Source organism: Hydrogenophaga sp. (assembly GCF_050250835.1).
Taxonomy (GTDB): Bacteria; Pseudomonadota; Gammaproteobacteria; order Burkholderiales; family Burkholderiaceae_C; genus Hydrogenophaga.
On sequence record NZ_JBFWNX010000013.1, the window covers coordinates 5,960 to 21,872 of the forward strand.

At 66.1% G+C, this 15,913-nt stretch carries 13 protein-coding genes; 8 read left to right on the top strand and 5 right to left on the bottom strand.

The genetic code is table 11. The features are described 5' to 3' along the window. From AB7F11_RS15695 to AB7F11_RS15715, 5 genes are all read left to right on the top strand, one after another. Positions 1 to 1,171, top strand: a 1,171-nt coding sequence (locus tag AB7F11_RS15695) for a helix-hairpin-helix domain-containing protein (protein WP_428300121.1), incomplete at its 5' end; no start/stop codon positions are given. 99 nt (positions 1,172 to 1,270) lie between these two features. Then, positions 1,271 to 2,098 (top strand): HDOD domain-containing protein, encoded by an 828-nt coding sequence (locus tag AB7F11_RS15700; RefSeq protein ID WP_428291750.1) that lies wholly within the window; start codon positions 1,271 to 1,273, stop codon positions 2,096 to 2,098. Positions 2,099 to 2,179: 81 nt separating this feature from the next. Beyond that, entirely contained in the window at positions 2,180 to 3,013 is an 834-nt protein-coding gene (locus AB7F11_RS15705; RefSeq protein ID WP_428291751.1) for an HDOD domain-containing protein, read from the top strand. A gap of 42 nt (positions 3,014 to 3,055) precedes the next feature. Next, the gene (locus AB7F11_RS15710) at positions 3,056 to 4,153 is read left to right on the top strand and encodes a patatin-like phospholipase family protein (RefSeq protein WP_428300122.1); all 1,098 of its coding nucleotides are present in this window, start codon (positions 3,056 to 3,058) and stop codon (positions 4,151 to 4,153) included. 11 nt (positions 4,154 to 4,164) lie between these two features. Then, positions 4,165 to 5,106, top strand: a complete 942-nt coding sequence (locus tag AB7F11_RS15715) for a rhodanese-related sulfurtransferase (protein ID WP_428300123.1) — start codon at positions 4,165 to 4,167, stop codon at positions 5,104 to 5,106. Here AB7F11_RS15715 and AB7F11_RS15720 read toward each other — a convergent pair. Genes AB7F11_RS15720 through AB7F11_RS15730 form a run of 3 tightly spaced genes read right to left on the bottom strand, consistent with a single transcriptional unit; the run spans position 5,103 to position 10,966 of the window. Continuing rightward, entirely contained in the window at positions 5,103 to 6,797 is a 1,695-nt protein-coding gene (locus AB7F11_RS15720) for an ATP-binding response regulator (protein ID WP_428300124.1), read from the bottom strand. The two genes, AB7F11_RS15715 and AB7F11_RS15720, sit on opposite strands and share 4 nt — an antisense overlap. Further along, positions 6,794 to 9,796, bottom strand: a complete 3,003-nt coding sequence (locus AB7F11_RS15725; RefSeq protein WP_428300787.1) for a CheR family methyltransferase — start codon at positions 9,794 to 9,796, stop codon at positions 6,794 to 6,796. Before AB7F11_RS15725 ends, AB7F11_RS15720 begins: the two co-directional genes overlap by 4 nt. A 33-nt stretch (positions 9,797 to 9,829) precedes the next feature. Then, positions 9,830 to 10,966 carry an iron-containing alcohol dehydrogenase gene (locus AB7F11_RS15730; RefSeq protein ID WP_428300126.1) on the bottom strand — a complete coding sequence of 379 codons (1,137 nt, stop codon included), beginning with the start codon at positions 10,964 to 10,966 and terminating at the stop codon, positions 9,830 to 9,832. Positions 10,967 to 11,081: 115 nt separating this feature from the next. Here AB7F11_RS15730 and AB7F11_RS15735 point away from each other — a divergent pair, with 115 nt between their 5' ends. After that, entirely contained in the window at positions 11,082 to 12,068 is a 987-nt protein-coding gene (locus AB7F11_RS15735; RefSeq protein WP_428290611.1) for an alpha/beta hydrolase, read from the top strand. A gap of 1 nt (position 12,069) precedes the next feature. Further along, positions 12,070 to 12,933, top strand: a complete 864-nt coding sequence (locus AB7F11_RS15740) for a YbgC/FadM family acyl-CoA thioesterase (RefSeq protein ID WP_428300127.1) — start codon at positions 12,070 to 12,072, stop codon at positions 12,931 to 12,933. Here the strand turns inward: AB7F11_RS15740 and AB7F11_RS15745 are convergent. Further along, entirely contained in the window at positions 12,930 to 13,769 is an 840-nt protein-coding gene (locus tag AB7F11_RS15745) for an NRDE family protein (protein ID WP_428290613.1), read from the bottom strand. The genes AB7F11_RS15740 and AB7F11_RS15745 overlap by 4 nt on opposite strands. A gap of 22 nt (positions 13,770 to 13,791) precedes the next feature. Further along, positions 13,792 to 14,736 (bottom strand): YgfZ/GcvT domain-containing protein, encoded by a 945-nt coding sequence (locus AB7F11_RS15750; protein WP_428290614.1) that lies wholly within the window; start codon positions 14,734 to 14,736, stop codon positions 13,792 to 13,794. 149 nt (positions 14,737 to 14,885) lie between these two features. On the opposite strand from AB7F11_RS15750, the gene mltG reads away from it, so the two are divergent. Then, positions 14,886 to 15,893, top strand: a complete 1,008-nt coding sequence (gene mltG, locus AB7F11_RS15755) for an endolytic transglycosylase MltG (protein ID WP_428290615.1) — start codon at positions 14,886 to 14,888, stop codon at positions 15,891 to 15,893. Positions 15,894 to 15,913 lie beyond the last annotated feature (20 nt).

The following is a 15,913-nucleotide window of genomic DNA, read 5'->3' on the forward strand; positions in this document are numbered from 1 at the left end:
GACAGGCTCAGCCCGAACGGAGATGGGCTCAGCCCGGACGGAGATGGGCGAAGTCCGAACGGAAATTCAGAAGGTGGTGGTGAGCGAGGCGGGCGCTTCGGTGTACTCCGCCAGCGAATTCGCCAGCCAGGAAATGCCCGATGTCGACGTGAGCCTGCGTGGTGCGGCTTCCATCGCGCGCCGCCTGCAGGACCCGCTGGCCGAGCTGGTGAAGATCGACCCCAAGAGCATTGGCGTGGGCCAGTACCAGCACGACGTGAACCAGAGCGAACTGGCCCGCACGCTCGAAGCGGTGGTGGAAGACTGCGTGAACGGTGTCGGCGTGGACCTCAACACCGCCAGCGTGCCGCTGCTTTCTCGCGTGTCCGGGCTGAGTGCAAGCGTGGCCAAGGCCGTGGTGCGTTGGCGTGAAACCCACGGCGCCTTCAAGAGCCGCCAGCAACTGATGGAAGTGGCGGGCCTGGGAGCCAAGACCTTTGAACAGAGCGCCGGTTTCCTGCGCATTCGAGGCGGTGAAAACCCGCTGGACATGACCGGCGTACACCCCGAGACCTACAGCGTGGTTGAGCAGATCATGGAAAAAACCGGCAAGCCGGTGGCCGAACTCATGGGCCGCGCCGACATGCTCAAGACCCTGCGCCCCGAGCTGTTTGCCAACGAGCGCTTCGGCGTGATCACGGTCAAGGACATCCTGGGCGAACTGGAAAAACCCGGCCGCGACCCGCGCCCCGACTTCCAGGTGGCACGCTTCAACGATGGCGTGGACGACATCAGCGATCTGCGCGAAGGCATGATCCTGGAAGGTACGGTGAGCAACGTGGCCCAGTTCGGCGCATTCGTGGACCTCGGCGTTCACCAGGACGGCCTGGTGCACGTGAGCCAGCTGGCGCACAAGTTCGTGAACGATGCCCGGGAAATCGTGAAAACTGGCGACATCGTGAAAGTCAAGGTGATGGAGGTGGACGTGGCGCGCAAGCGCATCGGCCTGTCCATGAAGCTGGGCGAGGCACCCGCCCGCAGCGGCGCCCCGGGGTCGGGTGGCGCGCGCGACAACCGCTTCGAACCCATGCGCGGGGCGCGTCCTGGCCAGGCGGTCGTCAAGGGCAACCCGCCGGTGGCCACGGCCATGGCGTCCGCATTCGCCCGTTTGCAGGACTCGGGCAAGCGCTGAAAGTCGGTAGTTCAAAGGCATTCAGGGGCCTCAAGTCGGGAGGGCGGGCGTCGATATGGTGGGTAGTCAAAACCACCCAAGCCATCGGACTTCAGCCCCATGCAACTCGAAGCCCTGTTGAACTACCCCCGCGCACTGCCGGCCATGTCGCGCACGGTCTCGGACCTGCTGGCCGAGATGAACAAGGAGGACCCCAGTCCCCGGCGGGTGGCGGGCCTGATTTCCCAGGACCCCGCGCTCACCACGCGTGTGCTGCGCCTCTCCAACTCTGCTTTCTTTCGCGCAAGCCGCCAGATCGGCAGCGCCGACGAAGCGGTGGCCCTGCTGGGCATGACCCATGTGCGCTCGCTGGTGATGGCTGCGGCGCTGGGCTCGAGCTTCAAGAACGTGCCGGGTGTGGACATGCGCCAGTTCTGGCGCTACAGCCTGCGCGTGGCCGACATTTCCCGCTCGCTGGCCGGCCTGTTGCGGCAGAACGATGGCAACGCCTTCACCGCCGGCCTGGTCCACGCGATTGGCGATCTGATCATGCACATCGCCATGCCCGACATCATTGGCCCCATCGACATGGGCACGCCGCCGCTGGACCTGCGCCGCGCCGATGCCGAGCGCGCCGTGCTGGGCTACACCTACGCCGAGGTCGGCGCCGGCATGGCCGAGAAATGGCAGTTCCCGCCCGACATCGTCTCGGCCCTGGCCCATCAGGTGGCGCCCTTCGACGGCGACACCTACGACGCCCTGGGCGGCGTGCTGCACCTGGCTTCCTGGCGTGCCCGCGCCGAAGAAATCCAGCTCGACGAAAACGGCCTGGTCTCCACGTTTCCCGACATGGTGGGCCTGACCCTGGGTCTGGACGTGGACAGCGTGCTGGGCAAGGACCCCACGGAATGGTCGTTCAGCCAGGCGCTTGGTGCATTTATTGACTGAAAGTTCTCAAGACTCTTGCCAAGCTGACGAAGAAACCATCAACCAAGCCTCAAAACACCCACAACGTCGAAGGGTCAGATCATGCAACTCGAAAAGCTGCTCAAGCAACCAGACGCACTGCCTTCCGCACCCAAGGTGGTGCGCAAGCTGATCGAAACCTTCGACCAGGAGGAGGTCGATGCCATGCTGGTGGCCTCCTACATCGAAGACGACCCGGTGCTCACGGCCAAGTTGCTCAAAACCGCCAACTCCGCCTTCTTCGGACTTTCGCGCCAGGTCTCCAACGCCCGCGAAGCCATGAACGTGCTGGGCATGATCAAGGTGCGTGCCCTGGTGATCGCCGCCTCGCTCGGGGAGGGTTTTCACAAGGTGGGCGGCGTGAACCTGAACCAGTTCTGGCGCTACAGCCTCAACACCGCCAACCTCTCGCGCTACATCGCGCTGCCGATCAAGATCGACGAGAACACCGCCTTCACGGCTGGCCTGATCCACGGCATCGGCGAACTGGTGATGCACGTCGGCATGCCTGAGGCCATGCTGGATCTGGACCGCAGCGTGCCGATGCTCGACCTCAAGCGGTCGAGGGCCGAGCGCGGCATCTTCGGCTACAGCTACGCCGAGGTGGGGGCGGCGCTGGCGCGGGAATGGCATTTTCCCAAGCGCATGATCAACGCCATCGAACACCAGACCGCTCCGTTCGACAACGACGTTTACGAGCCGATCGCCGGCGTGATCCACATCGGTTCCTGGCGCGCCCGTGCCGAGGAGCAGGCGATGCGCAGTGAACTGCTGATCAATACCTACCCCGATCCGGTGGGCCTGGTGCTGGGCATCGACCCCGACACCGTGGTGGCCGAAGAAATTCCTTCGCTCTCCCGGCACTCCGAGGACGCCGAGTCCCACGAACACCACTGATTTGCAGGGCCTGCGCGAAGGGCTGCGAGACAATCGCAGCCTATGCCTCCTGCTCTTCGTCTCTACGCTGGCCCCAAAGCCCTCCAGCATCTTCAACAACAAGGCCTGCGCCCGCAGGACGTGGGCATCATCCCCGCCGCTGCTGGCGGCCCCAAGGGCCTGATCCTCGGGCCGCTCGACCGATTCCTGTTCGGTCAATGGTTGCCAGGCAGCCACCAGCCGGTGCATCTGGTGGGTGCGTCCATCGGTGCGTGGCGCATGGCCACGGCCTGCCTGGACGACCCGGCCGCCGCGTTCCAGCGGCTGGAGACCGACTACATCCACCAGCACTACGAGCTGCCCGCCGGCCAGAAACGGCCCACGCCGCAACAGGTGAGCGAGCGGTTTGCCAACAACCTCCAGCTGTTCTACGGCGGGCGCGTGAAAGAGGTGCTGGGGCAGACCCGTTTCCGGCTGCACATCCTGACCGCGCGCGGGCGGCATCTGTTGCGGCGCGACGGCCGGCTGCGCACCCCGTTGGGCTACCTCGCGGCCTACGCGGCCAACGCGGTGAGCCGCAAGGCCCTGGGGAGCTGGCTGGAGCGCGTGGTGTTCTCCTCCGTCCCGCCCAACTCGGGCGCGGTGAGCCCGCTGCCGTTCTCCACCCAGGACTTCCGCACCCGGCAGGTGCCCATGTTCGAAGACAACTTCATGGACGCCCTGCAGGCCAGCTGCTCGATCCCCTTTGTGTTGCGACCGGTACATGGCATTGCTGGAGCGCCTCCCGGCGCCTACTGGGATGGCGGCATCACCGACTACCACCTGCACCTGCGCTACCAGCCGCTGGCCTCTTCACCCATCGTGCTGTATCCCCACTTCCAGAAAGCCGTGGTACCCGGCTGGCTGGACAAGGGCTGGAAAGGACGCCACCTTGCCAGCCCTGCACTGGACAGCATGCTCGTGATCGCGCCCGACCCAGCCTGGGCGGCCACGCTGCCCAACGGCAGGCTGCCCGACCGCAGCGACTTCACGCGCTACGGGCAGGATCTTCCCGCGCGTGTCCTGGCCTGGAGCACGGCTGTGGCGGCCAGCCAGCAGCTGGCAGACGAGTTCGCCGAGTGGGTGGAGCGTCCGGATCTGTCTCGCGTCGAGCCGCTGTGATAATTCAGACCATGTCCCGCAAGCCCGCCACCCCCCGTTTCCTCACCGCCGCGCTCTACCAGTTCGTGGACCTGCCGGATTTTGGCGAACTGCGCGCCCCTTTGCTGGCCTGCTGCGAGGCCAACGAAGTCAAAGGCACGCTGTTGCTGGCGCCCGAGGGCATCAATGGCACCATCGCGGGCCCCGAGGCGGGTGTGCGGGCGGTGCTGGCGCACTTGCGCGCCGACCCGCGCCTGGCCCGCCTGCCACACAAGGAGTCCTGGAGCGACCGCCCGCCGTTCCACCGCATGAAGGTGCGCGAGAAACGCGAGATCGTCACCCTGCGCGTGCCGGGTCTCGACCCGAACCGCACCGTAGGCCAATACGTCAGGCCGGAGGACTGGAACGCCCTGCTGGCCGACCCCGACGTGCTGCTCATCGACACCCGAAACGACTACGAGGTGGCCATTGGCACCTTTCAGGGCGCCATCAACCCCAACATCAAGTCGTTCACCGAGTTGCCTGCGTGGCTGGACGCGCAGCCCATGTTGCAGGGCGAGAAAAAGCCGAAAGTGGCGATGTTCTGCACCGGCGGTATCCGCTGCGAAAAGTCGACCGCGCTCATGAAGATGCGCGGTTTCGACGAGGTCTACCACCTGGAAGGTGGCATCCTGAAATACCTGGAAGCGGTACCACCGGCCCAGAGCACATGGGCCGGTGAGTGCTTCGTGTTCGACGAGCGCGTGAGCGTGGGCCTCGGGCTGGTGCCGGGGCCTCACGAGCTTTGCCGCTCGTGCCGCTGGCCCCTTGCGCCCGAAGACAAGGCCTCACAGCACTACGTCAAGGGGGTGAGCTGTGCCCACTGCCACGACCAGCGCAGCCCGGAGGAAAAAGCGAGGCTGGCCGAGCGACAGCGTCAGGTGGAACTGGCCGAAGCGCGCGGCGAACTGCACGTGGGCGCGCGCAGGCCCTAGATGATCGAAAGAATCAGCTCGCGAAGGGCCGCAGGGCGAGCCGGCTTGTAGAGGAGGGCAATGCCCACGCTTCTGGCGCGCTCGGCCACCGCCTTGTCCATGTCGCCCGTGACCAGGCACGCAGGGATGTTTCGCCTGGTGAGTTCACGCAAGGCAAGAATGGCGTCGATACCGTTTTCGTGGCCTCGCAGGCGGTGGTCGCTGACGATGAAATCCGGCAGCAGGCCCTGAGCCACCAGTGCGCGTGCGGACTCCAGGCCCTCGACCGCATGCGGCACCGCCTTCCAGGTCTTGAGCAGATCAAACAGCGCATCACAGGCCATCGCGTCGTCTTCAATGATGAGTCCGTTCAGACCAGACAGCGCATCCTGCGACAGCGCCTGCGTCGTCCTGGCCGGTGGCTCCTGGCTCAGGGCAGGCTGCGGCGGCGCCAGGGGTACCGTCACGCTGAAGCAACTCCCCCATCCCGGCAAGGATTGCACGTGGATCGGGTGGCCCAGCAGGTCGCAGGTGCGCCTGACGATGCTCAGCCCCAGCCCTAGCCCCTTGCTGCGGTCGCGTTCCGGGTTGTCGACCTGGAAGAACTCGTCGAAGATGCGGTTCAGGTGATCGGGCGCAATGCCGATGCCGCTGTCGCGCACCTCGATGCGCGCGTGCGTGCCACCGTTCGCGGGCCGACAGGCCACCAGCACCGTGCCTTGGGGCGTGAAGCGCAGGGCGTTGCCCACCAGGTTGTGGATCACGCGTTGCAGCAGAGGCAGGTCCGTGTACAACCAAACGTGCGAAGGTCGGAACTTCAGGCGCACGCCGGTTCGGAGGCCCTCGTCGGGGAACAGCGGGCGCAACTGTTCCACCAACCTCGCAAAGGGCACCGGCTGGGGCTGCGCCTGCACGAAATCGGCGTCCAGGCGAGAAAGATCGAGCAACGCATTGAGCATGTACTCCAGGGTGTGGACCGAGGCGTCCAGTCGGCTCACGAGCACATGGTTCTTCGGACTGCCCGGGAGTTGCTTCAACTGGTCGATGAGCAACCCCATGGCGTGCGTGGGCTGGCGCAGGTCGTGGCTCGCCGCCGACAGGAAGCGTGACATGGCACGGCGCTCCGCCTCAGCCGCTTCCTGCTTCTCGCGCAACTGCGCGGCCTGACGCCGTGCGGTGACGTCGATCAGGACAATGCGCAGCTGCGGCTCCCCGAGGTCGTCTTTGGCAGCGGTTGCGTCCATTTCCACCCACACCTGTTCTCCAGCGCGATCCAGCAGCCGCATTTCGCAAGACCTTTGCGCTCCCTCGTCCAGCGGCAACCGGCACTGGAGGTAGAAGTGGTCCCGGTGTTCAGGGGCAATGAAGCGGGCCAGCGGAAGCCCCACCACGGACTCGCGCTCTGTGCTGAGCAGCCTGGCGCCGCAGAGGTTGATCTGTTGAATCATCCCCGAGGCATCGACCGTGCAATAGGCCACGGGCGCCAGGTCGTAGAGGTTGAAGTAATGCTCGCGTGTGACGTCCAGGGCTGCATGCGTGATGCGCAACTCTTCGTTCTGCATCTCCAGCTCGATCTGGTGCAGACGCAGTTCCTGGACCAGCAGTCGCAGCGCGCCGGCGGGCAGGTCTTCCACCGATTCGGTCAACAACGCCTTGATCCGCCGGGCGCGGGATTCGTCCCGTGGCGGGCGATGGTCGTCCGGGCGATTCATGGCGACCGCCTGGAGGCCTCGCCGGAGGGCCCCACCGCTTGTTCGACCCACACCAGCCCGCGCAACTGGCCGCGTCCATCGCCCAGCGCGCAGGCCGTCACCCAGACTTCCTGCTCTTTCGAATCCTTTCGCAGGCGCTGCGACTTCCAGGGGGGCAGGGTGTCGCCCGCGCGCAAGGCGGTGATGCGTTGCTCGTGATCGTCGCGCCGATGCGCTGGTACCCGCGCCTGGGCATGCAGCGCCATGGCTTCGCTTTCGTTCCAGCCGTAGAGCCGGCGGGCAGCGTCGTTCCAGGTCTGTATGCGGCCTTTGGCATCCTCAATCACCATGGCGGCATCGGCATCGTGAAGCATGTGGGCCAGGTGGCTCAATCCGGCCGCCTTGCGCAGCGCTTCTTGCGCCGCCCGCACCTCGGTGATGTCGACGAAGGTGATCACCGCGCCCTCGATGACATAGTCCAGCGTGCGGTACGGCCGGATGTGCATGGTGTACCAGCGCCCCTGCGAGGTCTGCACGTCCAGCTCGAAATTTTCCAGTGTGCTGAGCACTTTCATCACGTCGTCGACCAGGCTGCCATAGCCGACCAGGTTGGAGGCTATGTGCCCGATCGGTCGGCCGACGTCGCCCGGTATCAGGTTGATGATGGTGGATGTGGCGGGCGTGAAGCGCAGGATGCGCAGGTCGTGGTCCACAAACAGCGTGCCGATGCCGGTGCCCGCCAGCAGGTTGTTCATGTCGTTGTTGGCGCGCGAAAGATCGGCCACCTTGATCTGCAGCTCCGTGTTCACGGTGGTCAGTTCTTCGTTGACAGCCTGCAGCTCTTCCTTGGACGTTTCGAGTTCCTCGTTGGTGGACTGCAGTTCCTCGTTCACGGCCTGCATCTCTTCGTTGGACGAGCGCAGTTCCTCGCTGGAGCGTTCGAGGGCATCCGACAGGGACTTGATGTGTTCGTCGCGCAGGCGCAGGGCGCGCTGCAGTTCCTGCACCTCGCCACCACCTTCTGGGGCGTCGTCGCTCTGCACGCCGGACGAACCCGGCTGCGCGGCAACGTCGATCAGTTGGGCGCCGACCGACTCCTCGAACACCACCAGGTACAGCGCTTCACCCGATGCGTCACCCCCTGTACTTGCCACGTGCCGAACGCTGAGGTTGACACTCGCAAAGTGTCCGTTGGTGCGAACCTGAACCCGGGGAGCATAGGAAGATCCGCGATCCATGGCCGCCTCGCGCAGGGCATTGTCCAGCGCCGGGCGCAAGCCTTCGCGGGCCATCCTCAGGATGTTGTTCACACCGGCCTCGCCCGGCGCAGGCTCCAGGAACTGGCCGGTGCGGCCATGAAGATAACGGATGTCACCTTGCGCATTCACCAGAGCGCTGGCCGGTGCCATTCGCAGCAGGGCTTGTTCGGCCATGTCACGCAGGGAGGTTTTCATGGGTAACTGGCGTTGCTCCGGACCCCCGTTGGGTGGCGCATCCGGTGGTGGCTTGGGAAGCAGGGTGGTGGTGTAGCTCGGTCGCGTGAGTTTTGAAACTTCCCGGCGCTGGAAAAGTTTGGCGCGTCGGTCCAGCACAGAGAACAGTTCGCCATTCTCGCCCACACTCTCGGATGAACCAAGGAAAAGGACACCACCCGGCTTGAGCGCGTAATGAAACAGCGGAATCAGGCGCTTCTGCAGGTCGCCTTCAAAGTAGATCAGCAAGTTGCGGCAGACGATCAGGTCAAGCCGGGAGAACGGCGGGTCCCGAATGACGTCGTGCTCGGAAAAGACCATCATGTCGCGCAAGCATTTGACGACGCGGTACGTTCCGTCGCCCGGCTCCAGCGTGAAGAACCGGGACAGGCGCGACGGGGAAAGCTCCTGGCCGATGCTGGCGGGGTAGACCCCCGCGCGGGCCACCGAGATGGCGCGAGAGTTCAGGTCCGTCGCAAAGATCTGCACCTTGAGTTGCTTCTGCTGCCGTTCCATGGCTTCTGTCACCAGCATGCCGATGGAATAGGGCTCCTCGCCCGAGGAACACCCCAGGGACCAGATGCGCAACTCGCTGGAAGGGTCCTTGGTGGCCAGCAGGCTCGGCAACACGTCGAGTTCGAGCACCTGGAATGCTTCAGGATCGCGGAAAAACGCGGTCACCCCGATGGGCAGTTCAAAGTACAGATTTCTCACCTCGCCGGGCGTGCGGCGAAGGTAGTCGGCATACGCGCTCAGCGATTCCAGCTGTTGCACCGAGGTTCGCCGTTCAATGCGCCGGCGCATGGTGCCCAGCTTGTACTGGGAAAAGTCGTGTCCGGTTTGCGAGCGCAACAGATCCATGACTTCGGCGTAGGCGTCCACCGACCAGCTGGACCGGCCGACTGGCGGTGTTCCCCGTTTGCCCGGTCTTGAATCGGTCAGGTTCATCAGGTGCACGGGCATTTCGTCCGGGGAGAGCTCCAGATCCACCACGCCAGTTTCCATGGCGCTTTGCGGCATGCCGCGAAACTGCGCGGATGCCGGCGTCTGCACGATGACCAGCCCACCGGCTTCCTTGATGGCTCGCAGGCCCATGGCGCCGTCGCTGCCGCTGCCCGAGAGCACGATGCCCACGGCGCGATCATTCAAGTGCCGCGCCAATGAACTGAAGAAGGTGTCGATGGTTCGGGGGCCACCTGGCATGGGGGTTAGCTCTTGAAGCATCAGCCGACCTTCCACGTACAGCAACCCTCGGTCGGGCGGAATCACGTAGATGCAATTGGCCAGCACGGGCATGCCGTGCTGAATCTCGAACACCTGCATGCTGGTGCAGCGCTGGATGATCTGGCTCAGGATGCTCGGGTGGTCTGGGGCCAGGTGTTGCACCACCACAAAGGCCATGCCGGGCGCCGCATCGGTCGGTACGCTGCGGAAAAAGGCCTCGAAGGCGGCCAGTCCACCGGCCGATGCACCCAGGCCGACCACCCTCAGCGGCCGTTCGGCAGCCCCGACCGGAGCAATGGCCTGTGACAGATCATCTTGGTTCATGGGCGCTGGAGGCTTGCGTGCTGCGGCCAGCGCTCAGAGCGCGGCTTGCAGCAGTTCGCGGTAGTCCTGTGCCGAGGCCAGGCGCGGGTTGGTCTTGTGGCAGTGGTCCGCCAGCGCACCCGCGATCACCCGCTCAAACAGCTCTTCTCCCACCCCCATCGCCGCCAGGCCGGCGGGCAGACCCAGACGGGCGTTCATGTCCAGGATGGCCTCGGGCACGTCGCTGCCACTGCCCAGGCCCATGGCGTGGGCCATGCGCTGAAGGCGGCCATCCTTCTTCATGGAGTCCGCTTCTGCGTTGAAGCGGATCACTGCAGGCAGAAACACGGCGTTGAGCGTGCCATGGTGCAGGCGCGGATTGATGCCACCCAGACTGTGGCTGAGCGAATGCACGCAACCCAACCCTTTCTGGAACGCCATCGCGCCCTGCATCGAGGCGCACATCATGTTCAGCCGGGCGTCGCGATCCAGGCCGTTGCGGGTGGCTCGCTCGATGTGGGCCCAGCCCCGTTGCAGGCCGTCCAGGCCAATGCCATCGGCCGGCGGGTTGAAGGCCGGAGCCATGAAGGTTTCCATGCAGTGCGCGATGGCGTCCATGCCGGTCGCTGCGGTCAAAAGGGGCGGCAATCCCAGCGTGAGTTCGGGGTCGAGCAGGGCGGTTCGAGGCACCAGGTGCCAGCTGTGGAAGCCGAGCTTGCGGCCGTCGTCCACGATCACGATGGCACCTCGCGCGACCTCGCTGCCGGTGCCGGCGGTGGTCGGCACCGCAATGAGTGGGGGGACGCGGTCGGAGATTTTTGGCGAGCCGCCTTCGATGGTGGCGTAGGTCTTCAGAGGTCCTTCATGGGTGCTGGCAATGGCCACGCCCTTGGCGCAATCCATGGCGCTGCCGCCACCCAGGGCGATCAGGCCATCGCAGGCCTGTTGGCGGTAGATCGTCACGGCAGCGCGCACCGCGGCTTCGGTCGGGTTGGAGGGAGTCTGGTCAAACACCGCTGGCGCCAGGCCGGGCAGCACAGACAAGGCCTTGTCCAGCAGCCCGGCGGCCTTGACGCCCACGTCGGTGACGATGAGTGGCTTGCGGATGCCTGCACGCTCGCATTCGGCCGCCAGCTGCCCGAGCACCCCGAAGTCAATGAGGATGTTCGTCACATAGAGGATTTGCGCCATGCAGAAGGTCTCCCAGTTCATTCGGGTTATGGTGAGCCACTATAAGGTTTGAGGAGCAGGGGGCCAACGTCGTTCGTTCCCGATGCGTCGCAAAAAAGACAGACACAATTTCGCCATGTCTCAACCCCTGGATCCGCTTAGCCTGCTCACGCCTGCCATGCGCGGCCTGCTCGAGCGCATCGCGCGCGCTGGCCATCCGCCCCTGCATGCGCTGTCGCCCGAGGGGGCAAAGGTGGCTTACCTGGCGGGCGCTCCCGTGCTGGACATTGCCGCCCACCCGCTAGCGCGTGTGCAGGACTTCAGCATTCCCACCCGCGATGGCGCCAGGGTGGCGGCGCGGCTGTTCGCTCCGGCCTTTGACGTGGCTTTGCCGGTGTTGCTGTACTTCCATGGCGGTGGCTTCACCGTGGGCAGCGTGGCCAGCCACGAACCACTGTGCCGCCAACTGGCCCATCTGGCGCACTGCGCGGTGCTCTCGGTGAACTACCGGCTCGCGCCCGAAGCGAAGTTTCCCACTGCGGTCGATGACGCCTGGGACGCGCTGGCCTGGCTGCGCGAAGAGGCCGATGAACTGGGCCTGGATGCGAAGCGCATGGCCGTGGGCGGCGACAGCGCAGGCGGTACCCTGGCGGCCGTCACCGCCATCGCTGCGCGCGACGCGGGCTGGCCGTTGGCCCTGCAGATGCTGTTCTACCCCGGCTGCACGGGCCACCAGGACACCGCGAGCCACAAGACATTCGCCCGTGGTTTCCTGCTGGAAGAGGCGCAGATCACCTGGTTCTTTGATCAATACCTGCGCACCCCGGCCGATCGGGACGACTGGCGCTTTGCACCGCTGGATGGGGTGGATGCTGCCGGCCACCCGCGCGATCTCGAGGGCGTGGCGCCGGCCTGGCTGGGTCTGGCGGAGTGCGACCCGCTGACCGACGAAGGCGTGATGTACGCTGACCGCCTGCGCCACGCGGGCGTGGCGGTGGCTCTTGAGATCTATGCCGGGATGGTGCATGGCTTCATCCAGTTCGGCCGCACCATTCCCCAGGCGCTGACCGCCCACAACGACGCGGCCCGCGCCCTGCGAAGAGCCTTCAACCCGGAGCACTGAGATGACCCTGAAACGAAGTGACTTTCGATTCTTTCACCGACTGCGCGTGCGCTGGGCCGAAGTGGACATGCAGAAGATCGTGTTCAACGCTCACTACCTGATGTACTTCGACACCGCCATCACCGACTACTGGCGCGCCCTGGCACTCCCGTACCAGGACACCATGGACCAGCTCGGTGGCGATCTCTATGTGGTGAAGGCGACGGTGGAGTTCCACGCGTCGGCGCGTGTGGACGACCAGCTTGACATTGCGATGCGATGCCTGCGCATCGGGAACTCATCGCTCACCTTCCAGGGCGCCATTTTCCGGGGTGAGGAACACCTCATCACCGGTGAGATCGTCTACGTGTTCGCCGACCCGGCAACCCAGACATCGCGCCCGGTGCCCCCCGCGTTGCGCGAGACCTTGATGGGCTTTGAAGCCGGCGAGGCCGTGACCACCCTGCGTGTGGGTGGCTGGGATGAACTCGGCACGGACGCCAGCGCCCTTCGCACAGCCGTGTTCGTGCAGGAGCAGCGCATCCCCAAGGAGCTTGAGTGGGACGAGGCCGATGCCGTGGCGGTGCATGCGGTGGCCTACAACCGCCTGGGCCGTCCCGTGGCCACCGGGCGCCTGCTGCCGCACGAACCCGGCGTGGCCCGAATCGGCCGCATGGCGGTCGACCGCACCTTGCGCGGCAGCCGCCTCGGGCGCGACGTGTTGCAAGTGCTGATGCAGGCGGCGCGTGCGCGAGGTGACGCCGAGGTGATGCTGCACGCGCAGCAGAGCGCAATCGGCTTCTACCGGCGACTGGGCTACGAAAACCGGGGCGACCCCTTCGAGGAGGCGGGGATCAGCCACCAGGAAATGGTGATCCGCCTCTAGGACCAGACCAGCTCGACCCGGTGCTGGGCCTCACCGGGTGCCACACCCGCGGCGTGGTCATGCGTCCACTCCATCAGGTCCACCTGCCAGCCCTCGGCAGCGGGTCGCGTGCTCACCAGCAGGCTGCTGCGCGTGCCGTAGGCGCGCTCCGGCATGCGCACGAAGGCACTGGAAAGGGCTCGCTCGGCTTCGCTGGGCACTCCGGTGCGCGGCATGTCGGTGTCGGGTGCAGGCTGACCGTCGAACAGTGCTTGCGCCAGAGGATCCGCCCATTGGCCGGTGGCGTCGTGGCGAAGGCGCTGGAGCGCCGTGTGCATGGCCTGCTTGAGGTGCTGCGTTTTCGGCCAGGGCGTGTCCAGACTGGCATTGGACAAGCCATACACGCCCGCGCCGAGTGCGCGATGGTGCAACGCCGGCGAGTGGACTTCGTGCGGATTCTCGGGATGGCGATTGCTCAGCCAGCGCCAGCGACGAGCATGGAAATCGCCAACCACCAGATTGAAGCCACCGTAGGCCCCGGGATCAATGTCCTCGGTGAAACCGGCCTCATCGCTGTCTCCCTGCAGCCAGCGCGTGACCAGTTCACCCCGGCTGCGGGCGCCGGGACCGACGATTGCCTGGCGCACGTTGGTCAGCATGGCCACCCGTCCCTGAGGACTCAGGCCCAGCCAGGTTCCGCCGTCGCGCAGGTCGCGCCCGCCCACCACCTCGGTGCCATCGGGCAAGTTCCAGCGATGCAGGGGCGCGGTGGGGCGATCCAGAAACTCGTCGCGGTTGGCCGCGATCAGCAGCGGGCAGGCCGGCTCTGCGTGGAGCGCAAAGGCGATCAGGCACATGAGGCAGGTCTCGGTGCGGGGATCAGATGTCGTCGAGCAGCGGATAGGGCAGGGGCAGCAAGCTCAGCACGGCGCCGCCCGCATTTCCCGCATGGAGGCTGCCTTGCGCAGCGGCGCTGGTCTGCAGGGACACGATGGCATCGAAGCCGCCATCGGGGTGGGGCGCCACCTCGACCACAGTGCCGCAGGGCTGCTCGGCATCGTTTTCCTGGAACACATCCTGCCCGGGCGCCAGGGTACCTTCGGCATGCACCACATAGGCCCGGCGTTTGAGCGTGCCCCGGAACTGACTGCGGGCCACCACCTCCTGGCCGGGATAGCAGCCCTTCTTGAAGTTCACCCCCCCGACCGATTCGTAATTCAGCATCTGGGGCACAAAGGCCTCCACCACCGACTGGTTCAGCGTAGCCACGCCACTGCGCACCGCCAACCAGCGCCACAGCGGCTCGGCCAACGCGGGGCCGCTGGGCGCGGCTTCACCGACCGGCACCAACCACAGCGCGCGTGCGACGCCTTCAGCCGACGGCAGCCGCACCGCGCTGGCTTCACCGTCGCGCCACTGGCTCCAGGGCGCCGGCGGCAGCTGAGGCGGCACGGCACCACCCACCAGCCCGAAAACCTGGAAGCTCTCGCTGGCGTCGCTCAGCCGGGCCTTGGCCCGCAGCACGAACATGGACAGGCGCTTGAGCGTGGGAGCGAGGAGGTCGCGGCTGCACACCAGCAGGATGTCATCCGGGGCGCGTTTGAACCCCACGAAACTGGCCAGCATGCGGCCCTTGGCGGAACAGAAGGCGGCCAGGCGCGCTTCGGACAGACCCAGCAGGGCGAAGTCCTGCGTGAGCTGACCGTGCAGGAAGGCCGCAGCGTCCGCGCCTTCGACGCGGATCACACCGAGGTGGGCCAGCCGGGTCGTGCCCTCCAGCGTGGCGGCCTGGGCAGGGTGAGCGGGTTCTGGGGAGTGAATCATGGGGGAGGGCCTGTTCTCGATGAAAGGCAGCCGGGACCCGGCCAATGGGCGGCGCTGGGGCCCTGCGAAAGCGAGGGGCTCGATTATCATGGCCGGCCGGGTTCCCCGCCGCCAACCCACTCCTTTCCCCTGTCGACACCAAGCCCGTGATGCGTCTCTTCAAACTGCTGGTGATCTATCCGCTGATGCTGGCGGTGCTGGCTGCCGCCGCCGGCATGTGGTGGCTGCAGCAGCCGCTGCGCCTGCCGGCGGGCACTTCCGCCCAGCAGCCACTGGACGTCACCGTCGCACCGGGCGCCTCAGCCCGTACCGTGGCGCAGACGCTGGCCGACGCCGGCGTGGACGCACCCGCCGACCTGTTGTACGCCTGGTTCAGGCTTTCGGGAGAGTCGCGCGACATCAAGGCCGGCAGCTACGAGTTCGCACCCGGCACCACGCCGCGCAGCCTGCTTTCCAAACTGGTGCGCGGCGAACAGGCGCTGCGCAGCATCACGCTGGTGGAAGGCTGGAACGTTCGTCAGGTGCTGCAGGCCGTGCGCAGCGCCACCGACCTCAAGCAGGACCTCGAAGGTCTCAGCCCGGCCGACATCATGGCGCTGATCGGCTACCCGGGCCGCCACCCGGAGGGCCGCTTCTTCCCCGACACTTACCGCGTGCTCAAGCACGCACCAGCCTCCAGTGTGCTGCGCCAGGCCGCCAAGGCCATGGAGGAGCGCGTGGCACAGGCCTGGGCCCAGCGCGATCCGGCGTCACCCCTTCGCTCGCCCGACGAAGCGCTGATCCTGGCCAGCATCATCGAGAAGGAAACCGGCCTGGAGAGCGACCGCCGCCGCATTGGCGGTGTGTTCTCCAACCGCCTTCGCATCGGCATGCGCCTGCAGACCGACCCAGCGGTGATCTACGGGCTGGGCGAAGCCTTCGACGGCAACCTGCGGCGCAACGACCTCAACGACGACACGCCCTACAACACCTACACCCGAACCGGCCTGCCGCCCACGCCCATTGCCATGCCGGGCATGGCTTCGATCATGGCGGCGGTGCAGCCGCTGCCCACCAACTCCATCTATTTCGTGGCGCGCGGCGACGGCTCCAGCCAGTTCAGCGCCACGCTGGAAGAGCACAATGCGGCGGTGCGGCGCTACATCCTGCGCCGCTGAACCTCCCTCGATCTTCCGTA